Source organism: Pseudomonas subflava, from assembly GCF_023823685.1.
Lineage (GTDB): Bacteria > Pseudomonadota > Gammaproteobacteria > Pseudomonadales > Pseudomonadaceae > Aquipseudomonas > Aquipseudomonas subflava.
The window spans coordinates 177789-202790 of the sequence record NZ_JAMXBF010000006.1; the positions used below are offsets into that span (position 1 = coordinate 177789).

At 64.8% G+C, this 25002-nt stretch carries 28 protein-coding genes; 27 read left to right on the forward strand and 1 reads right to left on the reverse strand.

The window, feature by feature from the left end; genetic code table 11:
• Positions 1-119 precede the first annotated feature (119 nt).
• The 27 genes from NF616_RS09955 (at position 120) to flhB (ending at position 24332) form a co-directional block, all read left to right on the forward strand.
• Positions 120-1310: a flagellin gene (locus NF616_RS09955; protein ID WP_252273085.1), complete on the forward strand. Its 1191-nt coding sequence runs from the start codon at positions 120-122 to the stop codon at positions 1308-1310.
• A gap of 66 nt (positions 1311-1376) precedes the next feature.
• Positions 1377-1754, forward strand: coding sequence for a flagellar protein FlaG (locus NF616_RS09960; protein WP_252273086.1), 378 nt, complete (start codon positions 1377-1379; stop codon positions 1752-1754).
• Positions 1755-1826: 72 nt separating this feature from the next.
• A complete protein-coding gene (gene fliD, locus NF616_RS09965) occupies positions 1827-3200 on the forward strand; it encodes a flagellar filament capping protein FliD (RefSeq protein WP_252273087.1) in 1374 nt (457 codons plus the stop codon).
• 3 nt (positions 3201-3203) lie between these two features.
• Complete coding sequence (gene fliS / locus NF616_RS09970) at positions 3204-3587, forward strand: flagellar export chaperone FliS (protein WP_252273088.1); 384 nt, start codon at positions 3204-3206, stop codon at positions 3585-3587.
• A gap of 55 nt (positions 3588-3642) precedes the next feature.
• Positions 3643-4029 carry a flagellar export chaperone FliS gene (fliS, locus tag NF616_RS09975; protein ID WP_252273089.1) on the forward strand — a complete coding sequence of 129 codons (387 nt, stop codon included), beginning with the start codon at positions 3643-3645 and terminating at the stop codon, positions 4027-4029.
• A gap of 11 nt (positions 4030-4040) precedes the next feature.
• Positions 4041-4337 carry a flagellar protein FliT gene (gene fliT, locus NF616_RS09980; RefSeq protein WP_252273090.1) on the forward strand — a complete coding sequence of 99 codons (297 nt, stop codon included), beginning with the start codon at positions 4041-4043 and terminating at the stop codon, positions 4335-4337.
• Between the two features lie 195 nt (positions 4338-4532).
• Positions 4533-6008, forward strand: a complete 1476-nt coding sequence (locus tag NF616_RS09985) for a sigma-54-dependent transcriptional regulator (RefSeq protein WP_252273091.1) — start codon at positions 4533-4535, stop codon at positions 6006-6008.
• Between the two features lie 158 nt (positions 6009-6166).
• Complete coding sequence (locus tag NF616_RS09990) at positions 6167-7378, forward strand: sensor histidine kinase (protein WP_252273092.1); 1212 nt, start codon at positions 6167-6169, stop codon at positions 7376-7378.
• Positions 7379-7381: 3 nt separating this feature from the next.
• Positions 7382-8800, forward strand: coding sequence for a sigma-54-dependent response regulator transcription factor FleR (gene fleR, locus NF616_RS09995; protein WP_252273093.1), 1419 nt, complete (start codon positions 7382-7384; stop codon positions 8798-8800).
• 169 nt (positions 8801-8969) lie between these two features.
• A complete protein-coding gene (gene fliE, locus NF616_RS10000) occupies positions 8970-9299 on the forward strand; it encodes a flagellar hook-basal body complex protein FliE (protein ID WP_252273094.1) in 330 nt (109 codons plus the stop codon).
• A 17-nt stretch (positions 9300-9316) separates the two neighbouring features.
• Positions 9317-11104 (forward strand): flagellar basal-body MS-ring/collar protein FliF, encoded by a 1788-nt coding sequence (fliF, locus tag NF616_RS10005; RefSeq protein ID WP_252273095.1) that lies wholly within the window; start codon positions 9317-9319, stop codon positions 11102-11104.
• Entirely contained in the window at positions 11097-12113 is a 1017-nt protein-coding gene (fliG, locus tag NF616_RS10010) for a flagellar motor switch protein FliG (RefSeq protein ID WP_252273096.1), read from the forward strand. Before fliF ends, fliG begins: the two co-directional genes overlap by 8 nt.
• 3 nt (positions 12114-12116) lie before the next feature.
• On the forward strand, positions 12117-12902 hold the full coding sequence (gene fliH, locus NF616_RS10015) for a flagellar assembly protein FliH (RefSeq protein ID WP_252273097.1): 786 nt from the start codon (positions 12117-12119) through the stop codon (positions 12900-12902).
• A complete protein-coding gene (gene fliI / locus NF616_RS10020; RefSeq protein ID WP_252273098.1) occupies positions 12892-14247 on the forward strand; it encodes a flagellar protein export ATPase FliI in 1356 nt (451 codons plus the stop codon). The genes fliH and fliI overlap by 11 nt, the downstream gene beginning before the upstream one ends.
• Positions 14248-14250: 3 nt before the next feature.
• A complete protein-coding gene (gene fliJ, locus NF616_RS10025; RefSeq protein ID WP_252273099.1) occupies positions 14251-14700 on the forward strand; it encodes a flagellar export protein FliJ in 450 nt (149 codons plus the stop codon).
• A 67-nt stretch (positions 14701-14767) separates the two neighbouring features.
• Positions 14768-15073, forward strand: a complete 306-nt coding sequence (locus NF616_RS10030) for an STAS domain-containing protein (protein WP_252273100.1) — start codon at positions 14768-14770, stop codon at positions 15071-15073.
• A gap of 4 nt (positions 15074-15077) precedes the next feature.
• Positions 15078-16769: a fused response regulator/phosphatase gene (locus tag NF616_RS10035; protein ID WP_252273101.1), complete on the forward strand. Its 1692-nt coding sequence runs from the start codon at positions 15078-15080 to the stop codon at positions 16767-16769.
• 75 nt (positions 16770-16844) lie between these two features.
• On the forward strand, positions 16845-17195 hold the full coding sequence (locus NF616_RS10040; protein WP_252273102.1) for an Hpt domain-containing protein: 351 nt from the start codon (positions 16845-16847) through the stop codon (positions 17193-17195).
• Between the two features lie 126 nt (positions 17196-17321).
• Positions 17322-18617 carry a flagellar hook-length control protein FliK gene (locus NF616_RS10045; protein WP_252273103.1) on the forward strand — a complete coding sequence of 432 codons (1296 nt, stop codon included), beginning with the start codon at positions 17322-17324 and terminating at the stop codon, positions 18615-18617.
• Between the two features lie 200 nt (positions 18618-18817).
• Complete coding sequence (fliL, locus tag NF616_RS10050) at positions 18818-19354, forward strand: flagellar basal body-associated protein FliL (RefSeq protein ID WP_252273104.1); 537 nt, start codon at positions 18818-18820, stop codon at positions 19352-19354.
• Positions 19355-19365: 11 nt separating this feature from the next.
• A complete protein-coding gene (fliM, locus tag NF616_RS10055; protein WP_252273105.1) occupies positions 19366-20337 on the forward strand; it encodes a flagellar motor switch protein FliM in 972 nt (323 codons plus the stop codon).
• An 85-nt stretch (positions 20338-20422) separates the two neighbouring features.
• On the forward strand, positions 20423-20899 hold the full coding sequence (fliN, locus tag NF616_RS10060) for a flagellar motor switch protein FliN (protein WP_252273106.1): 477 nt from the start codon (positions 20423-20425) through the stop codon (positions 20897-20899).
• Positions 20900-20906: 7 nt separating this feature from the next.
• Positions 20907-21341 (forward strand): flagellar biosynthetic protein FliO, encoded by a 435-nt coding sequence (fliO, locus tag NF616_RS10065; RefSeq protein WP_252273107.1) that lies wholly within the window; start codon positions 20907-20909, stop codon positions 21339-21341.
• Positions 21341-22126 (forward strand): flagellar type III secretion system pore protein FliP, encoded by a 786-nt coding sequence (fliP, locus tag NF616_RS10070; protein WP_252273108.1) that lies wholly within the window; start codon positions 21341-21343, stop codon positions 22124-22126. Before fliO ends, fliP begins: the two co-directional genes overlap by 1 nt.
• Before the next feature lie 11 nt (positions 22127-22137).
• Positions 22138-22407, forward strand: coding sequence for a flagellar biosynthesis protein FliQ (gene fliQ, locus NF616_RS10075; protein ID WP_252273109.1), 270 nt, complete (start codon positions 22138-22140; stop codon positions 22405-22407).
• Positions 22407-23183 carry a flagellar biosynthetic protein FliR gene (gene fliR, locus NF616_RS10080; RefSeq protein WP_252273110.1) on the forward strand — a complete coding sequence of 259 codons (777 nt, stop codon included), beginning with the start codon at positions 22407-22409 and terminating at the stop codon, positions 23181-23183. Before fliQ ends, fliR begins: the two co-directional genes overlap by 1 nt.
• Before the next feature lie 12 nt (positions 23184-23195).
• Positions 23196-24332, forward strand: coding sequence for a flagellar biosynthesis protein FlhB (gene flhB / locus NF616_RS10085; RefSeq protein WP_252273111.1), 1137 nt, complete (start codon positions 23196-23198; stop codon positions 24330-24332).
• Between the two features lie 43 nt (positions 24333-24375).
• Here flhB and sodC read toward each other — a convergent pair whose 3' ends face one another.
• Entirely contained in the window at positions 24376-24897 is a 522-nt protein-coding gene (gene sodC, locus NF616_RS10090) for a superoxide dismutase [Cu-Zn] SodC (protein WP_252273112.1), read from the reverse strand.
• Between the last annotated feature and the right edge of the window lie 105 nt (positions 24898-25002).

Consider the following 25002-nt stretch of genomic DNA (forward strand, 5'->3'; position numbering starts at 1 on the left):
CTTCCCGCAAAGGGGTCGATATAAAGGACGAATGCGAACTCAAATGGTTGCCTGAGCATTGCAGGCCAGAGTCGCAAGCCCAGGCAAACTGAAGTTAGGTCCTACGGAGGACAATCACCATGGCTTTGACCGTCAATACTAACGTTGCGTCGCTCAACACCCAGCGCAACCTGAACACCTCTTCCCGTTCTCTGGATGTTTCGCTGCAGCGCCTGTCCACCGGTTCGCGCATCAACAGCGCCAAGGACGACGCCGCCGGCCTGCAGATCGCCAACCGTCTGACCAGCCAGGTCAACGGCCTGAACATCGCAGTCAAGAACTCCAACGACGGCATCTCCATGGCTCAGACCGCTGAAGGTGCCCTGCAGCAGTCCACCAGCATCCTGCAGCGTATGCGTGATCTGGCCCTGCAGTCCGCCAACGGTTCCAACAGCGAAGACGAGCGTACCGCTCTGAACTCGGAAGTGACCGAGCTGAAGAAAGAACTGGACCGTATCTCCAACACCACCAGCTTCGGTGGCAAGAAGCTGCTGGACGGTACTTTCGGCAGCACCACTTTCCAGGTCGGCAGCGCCGCGAACGAGTCCATCACCGTCAAGATCGACGAGATGAGCACCGAGTCGATGGAAGCTACCTTCACTTCGGGCTCCATCTCGGCCTCTGACGTGGCCGCCGGCGATGCCACTGCTTCGGGTGCGATTGCCGTATCCTTCACCATGGCTGATGGCACTGCCAAGACCTTCAGCACCACCTTCGCCAGCGGTGCTTCCGTTGACGAGCAGGTGGCTGCCCTGGCCGCGACCATCAACGATGCCAACATCGGTGTGGGTGCGTACATCAACGAAGACGGCGACATCGACCTGGTGTCCGCACTGGGTTCCGGTAGCGCTGCTGGCGAGATCGAGTCCTTCTCATTCGGTTCGGGTGCAAGCGTTGATGCCGCCGAAACTGCGGCTACCGACAACGACATCAGCCTGACTTCGGTGACTGACGACAACACTGTCGAAGACATCGATATCACCGACGTGCTCGGTTCGCAGAAGGCGGTGGTGATCATCGACCAGGCGATCCAGAAGATCGACTCGCAGCGTGCCGACCTCGGTGCCGTGCAGAACCGCTTCGAGAACACCATCGGTAACCTGCAGAACATCGCAGAGAACGTATCGGCCGCTCGCGGTCGAATCCAGGACACGGACTTCGCCGCCGAAACTGCTAATCTGACCAAAAACCAGATTCTGCAACAGGCCGGTACTTCGATCCTGGCCCAGGCCAACCAGCTTCCGCAGGCTGTACTCAGCCTGCTGGGATAACAAGGTCCGGGTGAACGAATGGGGGGAAAGGCGACTTTCCCCCCATTTCCTCGTTGAGGAGGCTTTATGGACATCAATTCGATCAAAGACTGGGCGAAGCCGATTCAGACTGCCGCCCAAACGTCCGCCGCATCTGCAAACAAGGTGGGGACAGCCTCCGCTCCCAATTCCCTAGCGGGGAGCGATCAGGAACAGCAGGCTGGCACGGCTGCTTCCGCTTCTCGCCAAGATATCGAGACCGCCGTCGGTAACATCCAGGAGTTCGTTCAGTCGGTGAAGCGCAATCTCAGCTTCTCCCTGGATGAAAGTACCGAGCGTGTTGTGGTCAAAGTAACTGACGCCGTTTCCGGGGAAGTGATCCGCCAGATCCCTTCGGAGGAAGCGCTCAAGCTGGCCGAGAGTCTTTCCGAAGCACGCAGTCTGCTGTTTACGGCTCAGGTTTAGCTGCCGGCACGCTTCTTGAAGAGCGTTCTTCCATGAAGCGAGAAACGTCGACTTTCTGACGAGGTTAACGAAATGGCAGGTATCACTGGACTGGGTTCGGGGATGAAGATCGATGAGATCGTCACCGCACTCGTGAACGCAGAAAAGGCGCCGAAGGCCGCTCAGCTCGCTCGGCTGGAAAAGGCAACTACGGCGAAGATCTCATCGTTGGGATCTTTAAAAAGCTCCTTGAGTGACTTCCAGACTGCGCTCAAGGACCTCAACGATGCCAAGCTCTTCAACACTCGTACTGCCACCTCCTCGGATACGGCTCGCCTGACGGCGAAGGCCGGAGAGAATGCACTGGCCGGTAAATACTCTATTGAAGTTCTCTCGCTGGCCAAGTCCAGCAAGATCGCTTCCGGCTCGGTTGCCGGTACCTCGACTGCCGCCTTTGCCAATGGCGGCAAGCTGACCATTGGCCAGGGCAGCGATTCGTACAGTATCGATGTTGCAGACGGCGCTTCGCTGAAGGACGTCCGCGATGCCATCAATACGCAGCTGAAGGACAAGGGCGTTACTGCCAACATCGTTACCGATCCGGTAGCCAAGACGTCTCAGCTGGTACTTTCTTCGTCGAAGACGGGGGCGGGTAACGACCTTACTCTGGCCGTGGATGATCCGAGCAGTGATCTGCAGGCATTGGTAACCGGCATGCCTGCTGCTCTCAGCACTTCGGCAAACGCCAAGTTCAAAATCGACGGCCTGGAAGTGCAAAGCGCTACCAACGAGGTCAGCGATGTCATTGAGGGCGTGACCTTCAACTTGCTGAGCGCTGAAGAAGGTAAAACTGCCACACTGACCGTCGGTGACAACACCAGCGCGGTGAAGACCAACCTGCAGAAGTTCGTCGACTCCTATAACAAGCTCATCTCTACTACTACCTCGCTGACCAGTGTCGTGGCGGTGGAAGGTTCCGAGCCGGTGACAGGTAATCTGGTGGGCGACGCCACCGTGCGCAGTCTGCTCAGCGGTATCCGTAGCGAGTTGGTCACTCCCGGCTCTAGCGATTTCCGCGCCCTGAGCGATCTCGGGATCACTACCGACAAGAGTGGCAAACTGGTCATCGACAACACCAAATTGGACAAGGTGCTTGCCGAGAATTATGACCAGGTCGGAGAGTTCCTCACGGGTGACACGGGCCTTCTGAACCGACTCAACGAGACAGTCAGCGGGTACTCGAAGAGCGGCGGTATTCTTGAGCAGCGCATATCTGCCCAGCAGAAGACCCTTAAAGACGTGGACGAGCAGCGCGAAGCTCTCGACCTGCGTATTGCCAAGGTGCAGGACCGTCTCTACGCCCAGTACAACGCAATGGATGCCTTGATCGGGCAGCTGAGTTCAACCAGCGACTCGCTCGCCTCGGCCTTGTCCAGTCTCCCCGGCGTCGTGAGGAATGAGCGCTAAGCCATGAAAAAGCCCATCGATACATACAAGCAGGTCAAGACCAGCCAGGAAGTCAGCCGTTATCGTGCGGTACAGATGCTTCTCGAAGGCGCCCTGGAGCGTGTGGCCATTGCCCGTCTCGCGCAGCAGCAGGGCGACCCCGAGAGCAAGGGCGTTGCGGTAGGGACTACCCTGAGCATCATCAGCATCCTGCAGGCCAGCCTCGACAAGCAGCAGGGCGGCGCCATCGCCGACAACCTCGACAGCCTCTACGAGTATATGACCCGCAGGCTGGCACACGTGCCCCTGGATTCCACCACCGAGAGCCTGGACGAGGTCGAGACGCTGCTGCGTCAGATCAAGGAAGGCTGGGATGGAATTGGCGACGACGAGGCCGCTTCGCACTAAAGTTTTTCCACCTGCCGTCGATACTTAAGGTATCAACGAACAGGTGGAGCCTTCCATGTACTCATCGTCCGCCCTCAAGCAGTACCAACAGGTCAACACGACTTCCCAGGTGTCGGATGCCAGCCCACACCGGCTGATTCAGATGCTCATGGAAGGCGGCCTCACTCGCATCGCCCAGGCCCGTGGTGCACTGACCCGTGGCCAGCTCTCTCTCAAGGGCGAGCTGATCGGCAAGTCGATTGCCATCGTCGGCGGCTTGCGCGAAAGTCTCAATTTCCAGCAGGGCGGCGATGTCGCCGCCAATCTGGATCGCCTCTACGAATACATGATCTCCCGTCTCGTCGAGGCCAACGTCAAGAATGCGGAAGCCCCCTTGCTCGAAGTGGCCGATCTGCTGCGTAATGTAAAAGAGGGCTGGGACGCGATCGCGCCTGCCGCATGAGGGAACACACCATGAATGCATCCGTTCAACGTCTGGAAGCCACCGGCGACGCGCTGCGCAAGGCGCTGGCCAACGGCGAGTGGTCCATGGTCGCCGAGCTGGATCAGCAGTGCCGTCAAGCCGTTGAAGAGGCCATGGTGGAGCCGCTGCGCGATGAAGCGGTGCTGCGCGAGCGGATGGAAGATCTGCTGGGCCTGTACCGTCAGCTGGTGGAAGCCTGTCGCAGTGAACAGGAGCGTCTCGCCGGCGAACTGGTACAGCTGAACCAGTCTCGACAGGGTGCCAAGGTCTACCAGTTGTTCGGTTGAGAAACCGAAGAAAAAGCCTCCGAACCGGGGGCTTTTTTTTAACTTCAACATGGCCATTGAACCCAAGAGAGAAAATCACGTCATAAAATTGACTCTTGCCTTGATTTTGACTTTACTAATGGCCAATTGCCGTTGTCGCTTGGAATTCTGCTTGGCGACTTTCATCCCTCAGTCCGCGAGCCAGACCAGAACAAGATGTGGCGTGAAACCAAAATCCTGTTGATTGACGATAACGCCGAGCGCCGCCGCGACCTGGCGGTGATTCTCGGTTTCCTGGGCGAAGACCATCTGGCCTGTGGCAGCAACGACTGGCGCCAGGCCGTCGACAAGCTCGAATCCAGTCGCGAAATTCTCAACGTTCTGCTCGGCGATGTTTCCGCCAAGGGCGGGGCTCTGGAGCTGCTCAAACAGATCGCTGCCTGGGACGAAAATCTGCCGGTGCTGCTGATCGGCGATCCGGCTCCCACCGAATGGGCCGAAGACCTGCGCCGCCGTGTGCTGGCCAGCCTGGAGATGCCGCCGAGCTACAACAAGCTGCTCGACTCGCTGCACCGGGCTCAGGTCTACCGCGAGATGTACGACCAGGCGCGCGAGCGGGGCCGCCAGCGCGAACCCAACCTGTTCCGCAGCCTGGTGGGTACCAGCCGTGCCATCCAGCAGGTGCGCCAGATGATGCAGCAGGTGGCCGATACCGAGGCCAGCGTGCTGATCCTGGGCGAGTCCGGCACCGGCAAGGAAGTGGTGGCGCGCAACCTGCACTACCACTCCAAGCGCCGCGAGGCGCCGTTCGTGCCAGTCAATTGCGGCGCCATCCCCGCCGAGCTGCTGGAAAGCGAGCTGTTCGGCCATGAGAAGGGCGCCTTCACCGGTGCGATCACCAGCCGTGCCGGCCGCTTCGAGCTGGCCAATGGCGGCACCCTGTTCCTCGACGAAATCGGCGACATGCCGCTGCCGATGCAGGTCAAGCTGCTGCGCGTGCTGCAGGAACGCACCTTCGAGCGGGTCGGCAGCAACAAGACTCAGTCGGTCGACGTACGCATCATCGCCGCCACCCACAAGAACCTGGAGAAGATGATCGAGGAGGGGACCTTCCGCGAGGACCTCTACTATCGCCTCAACGTCTTCCCCATCGAGATGGCTCCGCTGCGTGAGCGCGTGGAAGACATCCCGCTGCTGATGAACGAGCTGATTTCGCGCATGGAGTTCGAGAAGCGCGGCTCCATTCGCTTCAACTCCGCCGCCATCATGTCGCTGTGCCGCCACGACTGGCCGGGCAACGTGCGTGAGCTGGCCAACCTGGTCGAGCGCATGGCGATCATGCATCCCTACGGCGTGATTGGCGTGGGCGAGCTGCCGAAGAAATTCCGCCACGTCGATGACGAGGACGAGCAGCTGGCGCTCAGCATCCGCGAGGAGTTGGACGAGCGCGCGGTGATCGGCGCCGGCCTGCCGAACGTCTCCAACACTGCGATGCTGCCCCCGGAAGGCCTGGACCTGAAGGACTACCTGGGCAACCTCGAGCAGGGCCTGATCCAGCAGGCGCTGGACGATGCCGGTGGCGTCGTGGCGCGTGCCGCCGAACGCCTGCGCATCCGCCGTACCACGCTGGTGGAGAAGATGCGCAAGTACGGCATGAGCCGGCGTGACGACGAGGGTGGTGACGAGGACTGACCGGTCCCCCCACCTACCCGATAAAGCCGGAGCTTTGACGCAAGCTCCGGCTTTATTTTTTATGTCGTTGAAAATTAAGCATTATTTTTTAGGCATGGGGATTGCTAAGACTCTCTCGACCGACCGTTTACCGACGGCACGACACGCGAGAGATGAACATGCGCCAAGTCGCCCCCCTGCCTGATACCCCCGAAGCCGCCGCGGCGCCTGCCGAACAGGCCAACCGCGCTGATCTGGAGCAGACCTTCGCGCTGTTCAACCAGATGTCCACCCAGCTGAGCAGCTCCTACAGCATGCTCGAGGCGCGGGTGAGCGAGCTCAAGGGCCAGCTGGCACTGGTCAGCGCCCAACGCATGCAGGAGCTGGCCGAAAAGGAACGTCTGGCGCAGCGCCTGCAGAGCCTGCTGGATCTGCTGCCCGGCGGCGTCATCGTCATCGACGGCCAGGGCGTGGTGCGCGAGGCCAATCCCGTGGCGCGCAACCTGCTCGGCAAGCCGCTGGTGGGCATGCTCTGGCGCGAGGTGATCACCCGCAGCTTCTCGCCGCGCAAAGACGACGGTCACGAGATATCCCTGAAGGACGGCCGTCGCCTGTCCATCGCCACCCGCTCCCTGCAGGGCGAGCCGGGACAGCTGGTGCTTCTCACGGATCTGACGGAAACCCGCCGCCTGCAGGATCAGCTGGCCCGGCACGAGCGGCTGTCCGCCCTCGGTCGCATGGTCGCCTCGCTGGCCCATCAGATCCGCACGCCGCTGTCGGCCGCACTCCTGTACGCCAGCCATCTGTCTGAGCAGGAGTTGCCCTTCGAGCAGCAGCAGCGCTTTGCCAGTCGCCTGAAGGAACGGCTGCATGAGCTGGAACACCAGGTCCGCGACATGCTGATCTTCGCCCGCGGCGAGCTGCCGTTGCCCGACCGCATCGCACCGGGGGCGTTGTTCGATGCTCTGCGCGGCGCCGCGGAACCTCACGTGCTGGGCATGAACGTGCGCTGGCAGTGCGACGCCCGCCTGGGCGAGCTCCTGTGCAACCGCGACACGCTGGTCGGCGCCGTGCTCAACCTGATCGAGAACGCTATCCAGGCCGGTGGGCGCGAGGCCAGCCTCAAGGTTCACCTGTACACGCGCGGCAATGACCTGTGCCTGAGCATCAGCGACAACGGCCCGGGCATTGCGCCGGCCACGCTGGCGCGCCTGGGCGAACCCTTCTTCACCACCAAGACCACAGGCACCGGCTTGGGCCTCGCCGTGGTCCAGGCGGTGGTGCGCGCCCACCAGGGCGAGGTGCGCCTGCGCTCGCGCGTCGGCCGCGGCACCTGCGCCACCCTCGTACTGCCGCTGATCCACGCGGCGCAACCGGATATTCAGGAGTAAGCCATGACCGCCAAGGTTCTGCTGGTCGAAGACGACCGCGCGCTGCGCGAGGCCCTCGCCGACACCCTGCTGCTGGGCGGCCATGAATTCCGGGCCGTGGAGTGCGCGGAGGCGGCCGTCGAGGCGCTGACCCAGGAGGCGTTCGGCCTGGTGATCAGCGACGTCAACATGCCGGGCATGGACGGCCACCAGTTGCTCGCGCTGATCCGCAGCCGCTATCCGCAGCTGCCGGTGTTGCTGATGACCGCCTACGGCGCCGTCGAGCGCGCGGTGGAGGCCATGCGCCAAGGCGCCGCCGATTATCTGGTTAAGCCCTTCGAGCCCAGAACCCTGCTCGAACTGGTAGCTCGCCATGCCCAGGGCCGTCTCGGTAGCGAGGGCGAGGGGCCGGTGGCTTTCGAGCCAGCCAGCCGCCAGCTGCTGGAGCTGGCCGCACGGGTCGCCAGAAGCGATTCGACCGTGCTCATCTCCGGCGAATCCGGCACCGGCAAGGAGGTGCTGGCGCGCTATATCCACCAGCAGTCCGGCCGTGCGGAAGGCCCCTTCATCGCCATCAACTGCGCGGCGATTCCCGACAACATGCTCGAGGCCACCCTGTTCGGCCACGAGAAGGGCGCCTTCACCGGCGCCATCGCCGCCCAGCCGGGCAAGTTCGAGCTGGCCGATGGCGGCACCCTCCTGCTGGACGAGATTTCCGAGATGCCGCTGGGCCTGCAGGCCAAGTTGCTGCGTGTGTTGCAGGAGCGCGAGGTGGAGCGGGTCGGCGCGCGCAAGCCGATCAGCCTGGATATCCGCGTGCTGGCGACCACCAACCGCGATCTCGCCGGTGAAGTGGCCGCAGGGCGATTCCGTGAAGACCTCTATTACCGGCTGTCGGTATTCCCGCTGGCCTGGCGCGCGCTGCGCGAGCGGCCCGCCGACATCCTGCCGTTGGCCGAGCGGCTGCTGACCAAGCACGTCAAAAAAATGAACCACGCCGCCGTGCGATTTTCGCCCCAGGCCCGTTCGGCGCTGCTGGCCCATGCCTGGCCGGGCAACGTGCGGGAACTGGACAACGCCATTCAGCGCGCGCTGATCCTGCAGCAGGGCGGTCTGATCGAGCCGCACGACCTGTGTCTGACCACGCCCATCGGCATGGCGCCGATGCCGGCCGCGCCGAGCCTGAGCCTGGTGCCGGGCGCGCCGCCCGGCGCAGGCGCTCAGGCTGGCGAGGAGCCGCTGGCCTCTGAGAGTGCGGGCGCTCTGGGCGAGGACCTGCGCCGCCGCGAATTCCAGCTGATAATCGACACCCTGCGCGCCGAGCGCGGGCGCCGCAAGGAGGCCGCCGAGCGCCTCGGCATCAGCCCCCGCACCCTGCGCTACAAGCTGGCCCAGATGCGCGACGCCGGCATGGACGTCGAGGCTTATCTCTACGCCAGCTGAGGCTGGCATACGGTTGGCCGTACTGTTGTAAAACGGCGGCTCGTCCGTCTCGAACCCTCTCTTGGCCCGCCTTGCGCGGGCCTTTTCTTTTTCTGGCACCCTGTTTGCAAATACCCCGGCAACCATCGCGAAGTGTCAAAAATCCGCGATCGCTGGAGGAAGAAGGGTCATGAGCCAGGGTGTCGAATTCAATCGCCTGATGTTGGAAATGCGCTCCATGCAGATGGAGGCCATGGCCAAGCAGAAACCGGCTGTCGAAGCGCCGGTGCCAGGGGCGCCGAATTTCGCCGATATGCTCGGCCAGGCGGTGAACAAGGTGAGCGAGACCCAACAGATCTCCGGCCAACTGGCCACTGCCTTCGAGATGGGGCAGAAAGGCGTCGACATCACCGACGTGATGATCGCCTCGCAGAAAGCCAGCGTTTCCTTCCAGGCCTTGACCCAGGTGCGCAACAAGCTGGTCCAGGCCTATCAAGACATCATGCAGATGCCGGTTTAACAGGGCGGAATTGAGACATGGCTGAAGCAGTCGCAGCAAACGTACCCGCCACAACCGGCGCCGACGAGCCGAAGAAGCCGCTGTTCGGGCTGGCCTTCCTCAATAACCTTTCGCAGATGTCAATGCTGCGTCAGCTCGGCCTGCTGGTTGGCCTGGCCGCCAGCGTGGCCATCGGCTTCGCCGTCGTGCTCTGGTCGCAGCAGCCGGACTACAAGCCGCTGCTGGGCAACCTGGCGGGCATGGACAGCACCCAGGTGATGGACGTGCTGAATGCCGCCGACATCGCCTACACCGTGGAGCCGAACTCCGGCGCCCTGCTGGTCAAGTCCGAAGACCTGGGGCGCGCGCGCATGCGCCTGGCTGCCGCCGGCGTGGCACCGGCCGACGGCAACGTCGGCTTCGAGATCCTCGACCAGGAGCAGAGCCTGGGAACCAGCCAGTTCATGGAAGCCACCCGCTACCGCCGCGGCCTGGAAGGCGAGCTGGCGCGCACCATCTCCAGCCTGAATAACGTCAAGGGCGCCCGCGTGCACCTGGCGATCCCGAAAAGCTCCGTGTTCGTCCGCGACGAGCGCAAGCCCAGCGCCTCGGTACTGGTCGAACTGTATCCGGGCCGTGCCCTGGAGCCGAGCCAGGTGATGGCCATCGTCAACCTGGTGGCCACCTCGGTGCCGGAGCTGACCAAGTCGCAGGTCACCGTGGTCGACCAGAAGGGCAATCTGCTGTCCGACCAGCAGGAGCTGTCCGAGCTGAGCGTTGCCGGCAAGCAGTTCGACTACACCCGTCGCATGGAAACCCTGTTCACCCAGCGCGTGCACAACATCCTGCAGCCGGTGCTGGGCAATGGCCGCTACAAGGCCGAGGTTTCCGCGGACGTCGATTTCAGCGCGGTGGAATCCACCTCCGAGATGTTCAACCCGGACCAGCCGGCCCTGCGCAGCGAGCAGCAGGTCAACGAGCAGCGTTCCAGCAGCCTGCCGCCGCAGGGCGTGCCGGGCGCGCTGAGCAACCAGCCGCCGGGCGCCGCCGCCGCGCCCGAGCAGGCTGCTGCGGCACCAGCTCCGGCCGGCCCGGTGTCTCCGGGCCAGCCACTGGTGGACGCCAACGGCCAGCAGATCATGGACCCGGCCACCGGCCAGCCGATGCTGGCGCCGTATCCGGCGGACAAGCGCGAGCAGTCCACCCGCAACTTCGAGCTGGACCGTTCGATCAGCTACACCAAGCAGCAGCAGGGCCGGCTCAAGCGCCTATCCGTGGCGGTTGTGCTGGACGATCAGGTCAATATCAACGCCGAGACCGGCGAAGTCACCCGCAGCCCCTGGAGCGCCGAAGATCTGGCGCGCTTCACCCGACTGGTGCAGGACTCAGTGGGCTTCGACGCCAGCCGTGGTGACAGCGTCAGCGTGATCAACGCGCCGTTCTCCACCGAGGCCGCGGAAGAAAGCATCGAAATTCCGTTTTATTCGCAACCCTGGTTCTGGGACATCGTCAAACAGGTACTGGGCGTGCTGTTCATCCTGGTGCTGGTCTTCGGTGTACTGCGTCCGGTGCTGAACAACATCACCAGCCCGTCCCGCGCGGGTGGCGGCGAGGGTGCCGACGGTGACGTGGAGCTGGGCGACATGGGTGGCCTGGAGGGCGAGCTGTCCTCCGATCGGGTCAGCCTCGGCGGACCGCAGAGCATCCTGCTGCCCAGCCCGTCCGAGGGGTATGATGCGCAACTGAACGCCATCAAGAGCCTGGTGGCGGAAGATCCGGGCCGCGTGGCCCAGGTAGTCAAAGAGTGGATCAACGCCGATGAATGACAATCGTCCCGCCACCAAGCTGACCAAGGTCGACAAGGCCGCCATCCTCCTGCTGTCCCTCGGCGAGACCGATGCGGCTCAGGTGCTGCGCCACCTCGGCCCCAAGGAAGTACAGAAGGTCGGCGTCGCCATGGCCGGCATGCGCAACGTGCAGCGTGCGCAGATCGAACAGGTGATGGGCGAGTTCGTCGAAATCGTCGGTGACCAGACCAGCCTGGGCGTCGGTTCCGATGCCTACATCCGCAAGATGCTCACCGCAGCGCTGGGCGAGGACAAGGCCGGCAACCTGATCGACCGCATCCTGCTCGGCGGCAGCACCAGCGGGCTGGACAGCCTCAAGTGGATGGAGCCGCGGGCCGTGGCCGACGTGATCCGCTACGAGCACCCGCAGATCCAGGCCATCGTGGTCGCCTATCTCGATCCCGACCAGGCCGGCGAGGTGCTCAGCCACTTCGACCACAAGGTGCGCCTGGACATCATCCTGCGCGTGTCGTCGCTGAACACGGTGCAGCCGGCCGCGCTCAAGGAGCTCAACCAGATTCTCGAGAAGCAGTTCTCCGGCAGCGCCAACACCACCCGCGCCTCGCTGGGCGGGGTGAAGCGCGCCGCGGACATCATGAACTTCCTCGACAGCTCGGTGGAGGGCCAGCTGATGGACTCCATCCGCGAAGTCGACGAGGACCTGTCCAGCCAGATCGAGGACCTGATGTTCGTCTTCGACAACCTGGCCGACGTCGACGACCGCGGCATCCAGGCGCTGCTGCGCGAGGTGTCCTCCGACGTGCTGGTACTGGCGCTCAAGGGCGCCGACGACGGCATCAAGGAAAAGGTCTTCAAGAACATGTCCAAGCGCGCCGCCGAGCTGCTGCGCGACGACCTCGAAGCCAAGGGCCCGGTGCGCGTCAGCGAAGTGGAGGGCGCGCAGAAGGAAATCCTCACCATCGCCCGGCGCATGGCCGAGTCCGGCGAGATCGTCCTCGGCGGTGCCGGTGGCGAGGCGATGATCTAAGCCATGGCCACCAAGGACGCACAGAGCGAGCTGATTCGCGCCAAGGACGTGGCGGGCTTCGATCGCTGGTCGCTGCCCAGTTTTGACCCGGAGGTCGAGGCCGCTCCGGTACCGGCGCCCGAACCCGAACCGCATCCGGCGGCTGCCGAACCCGAGCCGCAGGTGGAGGAGGTGGCGGTCGAGGACGTCAAACCGCTCACCCTCGACGAGGTCGAGGCCATTCGTCAGGACGCCTACAACGAAGGCTTCGCCACCGGCGAGAAGGATGGTTTCCGCGCCGGCCAGCTGAAGGCCAAGCAGGAGGCCGATGCGGCGCTGGCCGGCAAGGTGGCCCAGTTGGAAAAGATCATGGGCCATCTCATGGAGCCCATCGCGAACCAGGACCAGGAGCTGGAAAAAGCCCTGGTCGGCCTGGTGAGCCAGGTAACTCGCCAGGTCATCCAGCGCGAGCTGACCACCGACTCCAGCCAGATCCGCCATGTGCTGCGCGAGGCCCTCAAGCTGCTGCCCATGGGCGCCAGCAATGTGCGCATTCACATCCATCCGCAGGACTTCGAGTTGGTCAAGGCGCTGCGCGAGCGTCACGAGGAGAGCTGGCGGATTCTCGAGGACGATTCGATGCAGCCGGGCGGCTGCCGGGTTGAGAGCGAGAACAGCCGCATCGATGCCAGCATCGAGACGCGCATCGGTCTGGCGCTCAAGCAGCTGTTCGATCAGCAGCGTGCGCAGGTCGGTAACCCTCCTGAGTCGGACATCCGCGTCGATCTGGATTCTTCCGATGCGTCTTGAGCGCGTCAGCTTCGCCAGGCGCCTGGCGGGCTACGCCGACGCCGTCTCGCTGCCTGGCCAGCCGGTGGTGGAGGGACGACTGCTGCGCATGGTTGGCCTGACCCTGGAGGCAGAAGGATTGCGCGCCGCCCTGGGCAGCCGCTGCCTGGTGATCAACGACGACAGCTATCACCCGGTGCAGGTGGAGGCCGAGGTGATGGGCTTTTCCACCGGCAAGATTTACCTGATGCCGGTCGGCAGCCTGTCCGGCATCGCCCCGGGCGCCCGCGTGGTGCCGCTGCCGGATACCGGCCGTCTGCCCATGGGCACGTCCATGCTGGGCCGGGTGCTGGATGGCGCCGGCCGCGCCCTGGACGGCAAAGGCGGGATGAAGGCCGAGGACTGGGTACCGATGGACGGCCCGACCATCAACCCGCTCAACCGCGACCCGATCCATGTGCCGCTGGACGTGGGCATCCGCGCCATCAACGGCCTGCTCACCGTCGGCCGCGGCCAGCGTCTGGGCCTGTTCGCCGGTACCGGCGTCGGCAAATCGGTGCTCCTGGGCATGATGACCCGCTTCACTGAGGCCGAGATCATCGTGGTCGGCCTGATCGGCGAGCGCGGCCGCGAGGTGAAGGAATTCATCGACGAGATTCTCGGCGAAGAGGGTCTCAAGCGTTCCGTGGTAGTCGCCTCGCCGGCGGACGACGCACCGCTGATGCGCCTGCGCGCGGCGCAGTACTGCACCCGCATCGCCGAGTATTTTCGCGACAAGGGCAAGAACGTTCTGCTGCTGATGGACTCGCTGACCCGCTACGCCCAGGCCCAGCGCGAAATCGCCCTGGCCATCGGCGAGCCGCCGGCCACCAAGGGCTATCCGCCGTCGGTGTTTGCCCGGCTGCCGAAGCTGGTGGAGCGTGCCGGCAACGCGGAGGAGGGCGGCGGTTCGATCACGGCGTTCTACACGGTGCTGTCCGAGGGCGACGACCAGCAGGACCCGATCGCCGACGCCGCCCGCGGTGTGCTCGACGGCCACTTCGTGCTGTCGCGCCGGCTCGCCGAAGAGGGCCATTACCCGGCCATCGACATCGAAGCGTCGATTAGCCGCGTAATGCCGCAAGTGGTTAGCCCCGAGCATCTGAAGCAGGCGCAGCGGTTCAAGCAGCTGTGGTCGCGCTACCAGCAGAGCCGCGACCTGATCAGCGTCGGTGCCTATGTGGCCGGCGGCGATGCCGATACCGACATGGCCATCGCCCGCCAGCCGGCCATGGCCCGCTACCTGCGCCAGGCCCTGCGTGAAAGCGTTTCGATGACCCAGAGCGTCGAACAGCTGGCGCAGGTCTTCGCGCCTCCCCAGGGTTGATAGATGGCCAACAGCCGCGCCGCGCGTCTCGCCCCGGTGGTGGAAATGGCCGAGCGCGCCGAGCGCGAGGCGGCCCGCCAGATGGCGCACATGCAGGGCCTGCTCGCCCGCGCCGAGGCGCAGCTCGGCGAACTGGAGCGCTACCGCGCCGACTACCAGCAGCAGTGGATCAACGAGGGTAGCCGCGGTGTCTCCGGGCAGTGGCTGATGAACTACCAGCGCTTTCTCAGCCAGCTGGAGACCGCCATTGGCCAGCAGCTGCAGAGCATCGCCTGGCACCGGCAGAATGCCGACAGGGCGCGCGAGACCTGGCAGCAGCGCTACGCCCGCGTGGAGGGCCTGCGCAAGCTGGTGCAGCGTTATCTGGACGAGGCCCGCGCCATCGAGGACAAGCGCGAGCAAAAGCTGCTCGACGAGCTGTCGCAGCGGCTGCCCCAGCGAGATCAGGGATGATTCGCGGTTGCCGCTGTCATCTGTGGGTGCTAAATCTTCTTTGCACGAAACCAACAAGGAGTTCCACATGGCTATCACCGCGATGCCCTCGGGCGACGGACAGGAGCTGACCATCCACATCCAGGGCCGCTTCGATTTCTCCGCGCACCAGGAATTCCGCGATGCCTATGAGCGCGTGAGCACCACCCCCAAGCGCTACGTGGTGGACCTCAAGGGCGCCACCTACCTCGACAGTTCCGCCCTCGGCATGTTGCTGCTGCTGCGCGACCACGCCGGCGGCGACCACGCGCGCATCAGCCTGGTCAACTGCAACCCGGACGTGCGCAAGATCCTCTCCATCTCCAACTTCGAACAGCTGTTCCAGATCGGTTGACGCCATGTCCGGCCGCCTGTCCATCCTGATCGCCGAGGACAGCGCGGCGGATCGCATGCTGCTGTCGACCATCGTCAGTCGCCAGGGGCATCGGGTGCTGACGGCCAGCAATGGCCTCGAGGCGGTGGCGCTGTTCGAGCAGGAGCGCCCGCAGCTGGTGCTGATGGACGCGCTGATGCCGGTGATGGACGGATTCGAGGCGTCGCGGCGGATCAAGGAGTCCGCCGGCGAGCAGCTGGTGCCGATCATCTTCCTCACCTCGCTGACCGAGAACGAAGCGCTGGTGCGCTGCCTCGAGGTCGGCGACGACTTTCTCGCCAAGCCCTACAACCAGATCATCCTGCAGGCCAAGATCAGCGCCATGGACCGCCTGCGCCGCCTGCAGCAGGTGGTGCTGCAGCAGCGCGACCTGATCGCCAAGCACAACGAGCACCTGCTCACCGAGCAGCGGGTGGCCAAGGCGGTGTTCGACAAGGTGGCGCATTCAGGCTGCCTCAGCGCCGCCAACATCCGCTACCTGCAGTCGCCTTTCGCCCTGTTCAACGGCGACCTGCTGCTGGCCGCGTTCAAGCCCTCCGGCGGCATGCACGTGCTGCTCGGCGACTTCACCGGCCACGGCCTGCCGGCGGCGATCGGCGCCATGCCGCTGGCGGAAGTGTTCTACGGCATGACCGCCAAGGGCTTCTCCATGGCGGAAATCCTGCGCGAGATGAACGCCAAGCTGAAGCGCATCCTGCCGGTGGGGGTGTTCTGCTGCGCCACCATGCTCAACCTGAGTTTCCAGCGGCGCGTGGTCGAGGTGTGGAACGGCGGCCTGCCTGACGGTCATCTGCTGCGCGTGGCCAGCGGCGAGCGCGTGCCGCTGGTGTCGCGGCACCTGCCTCTGGGCGTGCTGGAACCGACGGCTTTCAACGAGGCCTACGAGGTCCATCCACTGCTGCCGGGCGATCGCATCTTCCTGTTGTCCGATGGCGTGCTGGAGACCCACGGCGCCAGCGGCCAGTTGTTCGGCGAGGAGCGCCTGCTGGAGGTGTTCGCCGCCGGCCATTCGCCGGAGCGGCTGTTCGACGAGATCCAGGCGGCGCTGGCCGCGTTCCGCGGCGAGGCCCAGGACGACATCAGCATGATCGAGCTGAGCATGGTCGAGGACGGCCTGCTGGCGCGGCCGGCGCTGGCGTTCTCCGACAGCGGCCAGAGCAGCCCGCTGGATTGGTCGGTCAGTTTCGAGTTCCGCGCCGAGGCGCTCAAGCGCTTCAACCCGTTGCCGTTCCTGCTGCAGCTGCTGATGGAGGTTCGCGGCCTGCGCGCCCAGGGTGGCGCGCTCTACACCGTGATGGCCGAACTCTATTCCAATGCCCTGGAGCACGGTGTGCTGGGCCTGGACTCCAGGCTCAAGTCGGACGCCCAGGGCTTCGCCCGCTACTACCGCGAACGCGGCCAGCGCCTGCAGGCATTGAGTGAGGGCTTCGTGCGCTTCTCGCTGGATGTGGTGCCTGAGGCCGGGGGTGGCGGCTGCCTGCGCATCCGCGTGGAGGACAGCGGCAAAGGCTTCGACGTGGCGCGGGCGCTGGATCGGCCCCAGGACAAGGAGTGCCTCAGCGGCCGCGGCATGCGCCTGATCCGGCAGCTGACCCATCACTGCCAGTGGTCGCCCGACGGTCGCGGCGCCCAGGTGGAGTTTCGCTGGCCGGCCTAGTGGCGCGGCCGTGCTCTGGCCAATCGGCGATCGTTCTCAGGCATAATCCCCGCTTCCCGATCATGGAGTGAGCCGGTGTCCGATATCCACCTCGACCAGAACGTGTTGGCTTCCCTGCTGGATGTCATGGGGGAGGAATACCCGGTGCTGCTGGACACATTCCTGATCGACTCGGAGGAGCGCCAGCGGCATATCCATGAGGCCATGGCCGCCGCCGACGCCCAGGCCCTGCGCCTGGCCGCCCACAGCTTCAAGGGCAGCTGCAGCAACATGGGCGCGCCCATGCTCGCCGGCCTGTGCAAGCAGCTGGAGGAAGCCGCCCGGCGCGAGCGGCTGGACGAAGCGCCGACGCTGGTCGAGCAGATCGGCCGCGAGTTCGCCATCGTCCGTATCCTGCTCAAGTCCGAGCGCCAGCGTTATCGCTGAGAGCCGTTGCGGGCCGCGGGATCGTTCGCCAACGACGACTGGCCGACGCGCAGTCATTCTCATCAGCAAAGTTGGCCCGCCCCTTGCTCTAGCTCCGTCAGGATCCACCCCTAACGGAGAGTAGCCATGTCCGTTGCACCCGATTTTCTCCTTCAGTCCGCCCCCGAGGTGAGACCGAAGGCGCCTGCCGCCAAGGCGCCGGCCAGTTCGCCGGAGCCCAGGAGCGGCGAGACTTCCAGCTTTGCCGACGTCTATGCCAAGGAGCGCCAGGCCAAGGCGGCCGAGCGCAAGGAGGCCAGCGCCAAGGCGGCGCAGGAGCGCTCCGCCGACGCCAAGCCGGCTGACGAGCCGAAGGCCGAGGCTGCCGCCGAAGAGCCCGCGGTTGCCGAAAGCGGCAAGGCCTTGCCGGAGGAGGTGACAGAGGCTGGCGAGGAGGCTGTCGATCCGCTGCTGCTGATGGCGCTGGCCGGCCAACTGCCGGCCGAAACCGATCCGGCTCTGACGGGCGAAGGCGAGGGGACGGGCGAAGAGGCCGATCCGCTGCCGCAGACTGGCGTGCCGTTGGCCGCCAGCGCCGCGCCGGCGACGCTGACCGAGGCGAGTCATGATCCCGAGCTGGACATGCTGAACAGCTTGCCGGCGGTGAAGATGGCCCTGGAAATCGGTGCGAAGAACCAGGCCGCGGCCCAGCAGCTGAGCCCCGGTGCGGTAGCGGCGCAGAAATCCGCCGACGCCAGCCAGGGCTTCGCCAACGCGCTGGCGGCGATGTCTGGCGATGCCATGCCCAGCGAGGAAAAACCGGGCGAAGGGCTGGAGAGCGAGCTGTTCGGCGAGGGGCTGGACAGCCCGCTGCCCAACGTCCGCGAAGCGCAGGGCGAGGCCCGCGCCGAGGCCTTCGCCAGCAAACTCAATGCGCTGAGCCAGGCCATCAACCAGCAGACCAACGCCGCCCAGCGCCTGCCGCTGGTGCCGGGACAGCCGGTACAGGTCGGGCATCCCGGCATGAGCGAGGCGGTGGTCGACAAGGTGATGTGGCTGTCCAGCCAGAACCTCAAGTCCGCCGAGATCCAGCTGGACCCGGCCGAGTTGGGGCGGCTGGAAGTGCGCATCGAGCTGAACAAGGACCAGGCGGCCCAGGTGACCTTCGTCAGCGCCAACGCCAACGTGCGTGATCAGCTCGAAGGCCAGTCCCATCGTCTGCGCGAACTCTTCGCCCAGCAGGGCATGAACCAGCTCGACGTGAACGTCTCCGACCAGTCCCTGGCCCAGGGCTCCCAGGGCCGCGGCGAGGGCGGCGGCGGTCGCTCCGGTGGTCGCGGCCTGGGCGGTGGTGGCGAGGAGGAGATGCTGCTCGGCGTCAGCGAGATCCGCAATTCGGAGAGCGGAGCCGCGCCCCGCGGCATGGTGGATTACTACGCCTGATCGTCATCCGATGAACTCCCCGCAGTGCTGCGCCCGAAGCCGTCAAAGCTTCGGGCGCAGTCGTTTTCGGGTGACAGGCGGGCGCTGCCTTGGTATATCGGCTGCCAGCGTCAAGGGTCTATCGTGTTTACAAGGTGGCATAACACTTGCTCCTAAGCCCTTGACGGACAAAACACACCGAATAGCGACGGATTTCTGGCATGGCAAAGAAACAGGCTCCCCAACCCCCGGCGGCCGAGGGCGGCGAGAAGCCGGGCAAGGGCAAGCTCAAGCTGATCATCCTCATCGTCGTCGTCGTCCTGCTGGCGATCGGCGGCTCGGTGGGCGCAACCCTGTTCTTCCTCGGCAAGGACAAGGGCGCTGAAGAAGAGAAGCCTGCGGAAGAGGGCGCCAGCGAGACCGCCGCGCCGGTCAAGCAGCCGGCGCTGTACGAGGCCATCGCTCCGGCGTTCATCGCCAACTACAAATTCCAGGGCCGCCAGCGCTACATGCAGGTCAGCGTGGCGCTGATGGCACGTGACCAGGCCGAGCTCGATGCGCTTAAGGTGCACATGCCGCTGATCCGCAATCGCCTGGTCATGCTGTTCTCCGGTCAGGACTTCGCCGCACTGATGACGCCGGTCGGCAAGGAAATGCTGCGCAGTCAGGCCACGGCGGTGGTGCAGGAACTGGCGCAGAAAGAAACCGGCAAAACCGTGGTCGAACAGGTTCTGTTCACCAACATCGTGTTGCAGTAGCGGGAGTCCCCATGGCCGTACAAGACCTGCTGTCACAGGACGAAATCGACGCGCTGCTGCACGGCGTCGACGATGGTCTGGTCGAAACCGAGGCCGATGCCGACCCCGGCAGCGTCAAGAGCTATGACCTGACCAGCCAAGATCGCATCGTCCGCGGGCGCATGCCGACCCTGGAAATGATCAACGAGCGCTTCGCCCGCTACACCCGCATCAGCATGTTCAACCTGCTGCGCCGTTCCGCCGATGTGGCCGTGGGCGGCGTGCAGGTGATGAAGTTCGGCGAGTACGTGCACTCGCTGTACGTCCCGACCAGCCTCAACCTGGTGAAGATGAAGCCGCTGCGTGGCACTGCGCTGTTCATCCTCGACGCCAAGCTGGTATTCAAGCTGGTGGACAACTTCTTCGGCGGCGACGGCCGCCACGCCAAGATCGAGGGCCGCGAGTTCACCCCCACCGAGCTGCGCGTGGTGCGCATGGTCATCGACCAAGCCTTCGTTGACCTCAAGGAGGCCTGGCATGCGGTGCTGGATGTGAACTTCGAGTACATCAACTCGGAAGTGAACCCGGCGCTGGCCAACATCGTCAGCCCCAGCGAAGTGGTGGTGGTGTCCACCTTCCATATCGAGCTGGACGGCGGCGGCGGCGACCTGCACATCACCATGCCGTATTCGATGATCGAGCCGATCCGCGAGATGCTCGATGCCGGCTTCCAGTCCGACGTGGACGACCAAGACGAGCGCTGGATCAAGGCCCTGCGCGAGGACATCCTCGACGTCAACGTCCCGCTGGCCGCAACCCTGGCGCGCCGCGAGCTGAAGCTGCGCGACATCCTGCACATGCAGCCGGGGGACGTGATTCCGGTGGAGCTGCCGGAGCAGATGATCATGCGCGCCAACGGCGTGCCGGCGTTCAAGGTCAAGCTGGGCGCGCACAAGGGCAACCTGGCCCTGCAGGTGCTCGAACCGGTCGAGCGCACGCGCTGATCGCGCGGCGCGAATAAATGAAGAGGCGGGCGGCGCAATGGCGCGGCCGGCCAGAAACGAGATAACAGCCAGCCGAGGTAGAGCGATGGCAGACGAAAACGAAGGCACCAGCCCCGAAGAGCAGGCCCTGGCGGACGAGTGGGCTGCGGCCCTGGCCGAAGCCGGTGACGGTGGCCAGGACGACATCGACGCGCTGATGTCCCAGACCGGCGGCGCCCCCGCTGCGCCGGCCGCACCGCGCATGGCCATGGAAGAATTCGGCGCGGCGCCCAAGCCCGGCGGCGGCCCGGTGGCCCTGGAAGGGCCGAACCTGGACGTGATCCTCGACATCCCGGTGTCCATCTCCATGGAAGTGGGCAGCACCGAGATCAGTATCCGCAACCTGCTGCAGCTCAATCAGGGCTCGGTGGTGGAACTGGACCGCCTGGCCGGCGAGCCGCTGGACGTGCTGGTCAACGGTACCCTGATCGCCCATGGCGAGGTGGTGGTGGTCAACGAGAAGTTCGGCATCCGCCTGACCGACGTGATCAGCCCCAGTGAACGCATCAAGAAACTGCGCTGAGGCCATGATGCGGCGATTCTGCAGCCTGCTCCTGCTGGCCCCGTTGACGGCGCTGGCGGCCGAGCCGGCGACCAAGGCGGCGACCACGCCCCTGGCCGGCAGCGATGTCGGCGGCCAGTTGGTGCAGCTGATGCTCGGCTTGCTGCTGGTGGTCGGCCTGATCTTCGCGCTGGCCTGGTTGCTGCGCCGCGTGCAGCAGATCGGCCCGCGCAGCAACCAGGCGATCAAGCTGGTGGCCAGCCAGGCCCTGGGCCCGCGTGATCGGCTGCTGCTGGTTCAGGTCGGCGGCGAGCAGATCCTGCTCGGCCTCAGCGCCGGTCGCATCACGCCCCTGCACGTGCTCAAGGAGCCGGTGCATCTGCCCGACGGCGAGCCCGCCACGCCAGAATTCGCCCAGCGCCTGATGGAGCTGCTCGGCAAGGATCAGAAGGACAAATCCTGATGCTGCGTTTGTTGCTGGTGCTGGTCCTCAGCCTGGGCGCCTCGCTGGCTTTCGCCGAGGAGGCGCCGCCGGCTGTTTCCCTGATCCAGCAGGGCGAAAATCCGCTGTCGATCCCGGCCATCACCCTGTCCACCGACGCGGAGGGGCAGCAGGAATACTCGGTCAGCCTGCAGATCCTGCTGATCATGACGGCGCTGAGCTTCATCCCGGCGTTCGTCATGCTGATGACCAGCTTCACCCGGATCATCATCGTCTTCTCCATCCTGCGCCAGGCGCTGGGCCTGCAGCAGACGCCGTCGAACCAGATCCTCATCGGCCTGGCGCTGTTCCTGACCATGTTCATCATGGCGCCGGTGTTCGACCAGATTAACCGCGAGGCGCTGCAGCCCTACCTCAACGAGCAGTTGCCGGCGCAGCAGGCGATCGACAGGGCCGAGGTGCCGATCAAGAACTTCATGCTGGCGCAGACCCGCGCCTCCGACCTCGAGCTGTTTGTGCGCCTGTCCAAGCGCACCGACATCGCCTCGCCCGAGGCCGCACCGCTGACCATCCTGATCCCGGCGTTCGTCACCTCCGAGCTGAAGACCGCGTTCCAGATCGGCTTCATGATCTTCATCCCGTTCCTGATCATCGACATGGTGGTGGCCAGTATCCTCATGGCCATGGGTATGATGATGCTGTCGCCGCTGATCATTTCCCTGCCGTTCAAGATCATGCTGTTCGTCCTGGTGGACGGCTGGGCGCTGATCATGGGCACCCTGGCCGGCAGCTTCGGCACGCTATAGAGGGCTTACCGATGACCCCTGAAGTCGCTGTCGACCTGTTCCGCGAAGCACTCTGGCTGACCGCCGTGATCGTCGGTCTGACGGTGCTGCCGAGCCTGCTGGTAGGCCTGCTAGTGGCCATGTTCCAGGCGGCCACGCAGATCAACGAACAGACCCTGAGCTTCATCCCACGTCTGCTGGTGATGCTGCTCACCCTGATGTGGGCCGGGCCCTGGCTGGTGCGCGAGCTGATGGAGTACACCCAGACGCTGGTGCAGAACATTCCGCTGTTGATCGGCTGATGCTCGAGCTGACCAACGCGCAGATCGGCGGCTGGGTGGGCCAGTTCCTCCTGCCGCTGTTCCGCATCGCCTCGGTGCTGATGGTGATGCCGGTGATCGGCACCCAACTGGTGCCGATGCGCGTGCGCCTTTACCTGTCGCTGGCCATCTGCGTGGTGCTGGCGCCCAACCTGCCGCCCATGCCACAGGTGGATGCCGTCAGCCTGCAGGCCATGCTGCTGATCTTCGAGCAGATTCTGATCGGCGTGATCTTCGGTTTCTTCCTGCAGCTGTACTTCCACCTGTTCACCGTCGCCGGGCAGATCATCGCCATGCAGATGGGCCTGGGCTTCGCCTCCATGGTCGATCCCAGCAACGGCGTGTCGGTGCCGGTGCTGGGACAGTTCCTGCTGATGCTGGTGACGCTGATGTTCCTGGCCATGAACGGCCACCTGGTGGTGTTCGAGGTACTGGCCGAGAGCTTCGTGACGCTGCCGGTAGGCGGAGGGCTGCTGCTCGACCACTACTGGGAAATGGCCGGCAAGCTGAGCTGGGTGATCGCCGCGGGCCTGCTGGTCGCGCTTCCGGTGATTACCGCGCTGCTGATCGTCAACCTGGCGTTCGGCGTGATGACCCGCGCCGCGCCGCAACTGAACATCTTCTCCATCGGTTTCCCGCTGACGCTGGTGCTGGGGATGGTGATTTTTTGGCTGGGCCTCTCCGATTTCCTCTCGCACTTTCAAGTGCTGACCAGCGAGGCCCTGCTGCAACTGCGCGAACTGGCGCGCGCTCGCTGAGGAGGCTCCAGCATGGCGGAGAGTGAAAGCGGCGCGGACAAGAGTGAAGAGCCAACAGGCAAGCGCCTGGAAGAGGCGCGCAAGAAAGGCCAGATCGCCCGTTCGCGTGAGCTGGGTACCCTCACCGTGACCATGGCTGGCGCGGCGGCGCTGCTGATGTTCGGCGCCGACATGGGGCAGGCCATGATGGACATGATGCGCGGCAACTTCTCCCTGTCGCGCGAGGCGCTGCTGGAGGAGGGCGCCATGGCCCGCCATCTGCTGCGCACCGGTATGGAGGCGCTGAAGGCGCTGCAGCCGTTCTTCATCGTATTGCTGATCGCTTCCGTCGTCGGCAACGTCGCGCTCGGTGGCTGGCTGTTTTCCGGCGAGGCGCTGATGCCCAAGTTCAGCCGCATGAATCCGCTGGAGGGCCTCAAGCGCATGTTCTCCACCAAGGCGCTGGTGGAGCTGCTCAAGGCGCTGGGCAAGTTCGCGGTGATCCTGATAGTGGCGCTGGCCGTGCTCAAGTCCGATCAGGACGACCTGCTGGCCATCGCCAACGAATCGGTCGAATCGGCCATCCTGCATGCCATGAATGTGACCGGCTGGAGCTTGATCTGGCTGGCCTGCGGGCTGATCCTGATCGCCGCCCTGGACGTGCCGTTCCAGCTCTGGGACACCAAGCAGAAGCTGATGATGACCAAGCAGGAGGTCAAGGACGAGTACAAGGACTCCGAGGGCAAGCCCGAGGTCAAGTCGAAGATCCGCCAGCTGCAACGGCAGATGGCCGAGCGGCGGATGATGCAGCAGGTGCCCGAGGCCGATGTGGTGATCACCAACCCGACTCACTTCGCCGTGGCGCTGAAATACGATCCGGAGAAGGGCAACGCGCCGTTGCTGGTGGCCAAGGGCGGCGACTTCCTGGCCCTGAAGATTCGCGAGATCGCCCAGGAACACCGGGTGACCCTGCTCGAATCGCCGGCCCTGGCCCGGGCCGTTTACTACTCCACCGAGGTAGATCACGAAATCCCCGCGGGCCTGTACCTGGCCGTGGCCCAGGTGCTGGCCTACGTCTACCAGCTCAAGCAGTTCCGCGCCGGCAAGGGCAAGCGGCCGAGCCCGCTGGGCAGTCTGCCGATCCCGCCCGATCTGCGGCGCGACGAATAAGGCCTCGAAGCGCCACGCGCCTCGAGGCCGTCGAGCTCGCCGGTCAGCGGATCACGCCGCAGGCGACCCGCGCGCCGCCACCACCGAGCGGCATGGGATGGTCCGAATGGTTGTCGCCGCCGGCATGCACCATCAGCGCATGGCCCTTGAGCTCGTCAAGGCTCTTCAGGCGCGGTGCCAGCACTGGCTGCTCGGACTTGCCATTGGCATCCACGTAGAGCGGTGGCAGGTCGCCGCGGTGGGCATCATCCTGCCAGGGCGCGCCGTGGCTGCCGGTGCCTTCCGGGTCCCAGTGACCGCCGGCCTTGTCCGCGGCGGTCGCCTTGCCATCCTTCATGCCTGGCTCGCAGCTCGGATTGGCATGTACATGGAAGCCATGGATGCCGGGCTCCATTCCGGACAGGGCGGGGGTGAACACCAGTCCGTAGCGGCTTTGTTCGACCTTGACGGTGCCGACCGCCTTGCCGACACCGGAGCTGTCGACGGCATGCAGGGTGATGTCGAGCGGCGCGGCCTGCGCGCTAGCGGCAGCGGCGAGGAGGGCGGCGAGGGTCCATTGGCGCATGGTGATTTCTCCTGTTGGGTGGCTAGTTCTGACTCTCTAACCCGCGGTGGGTTTCCGACCCGATGTAACGTGTTGTTTTGCCTGGCCGGCCCAACATGGCCGGGT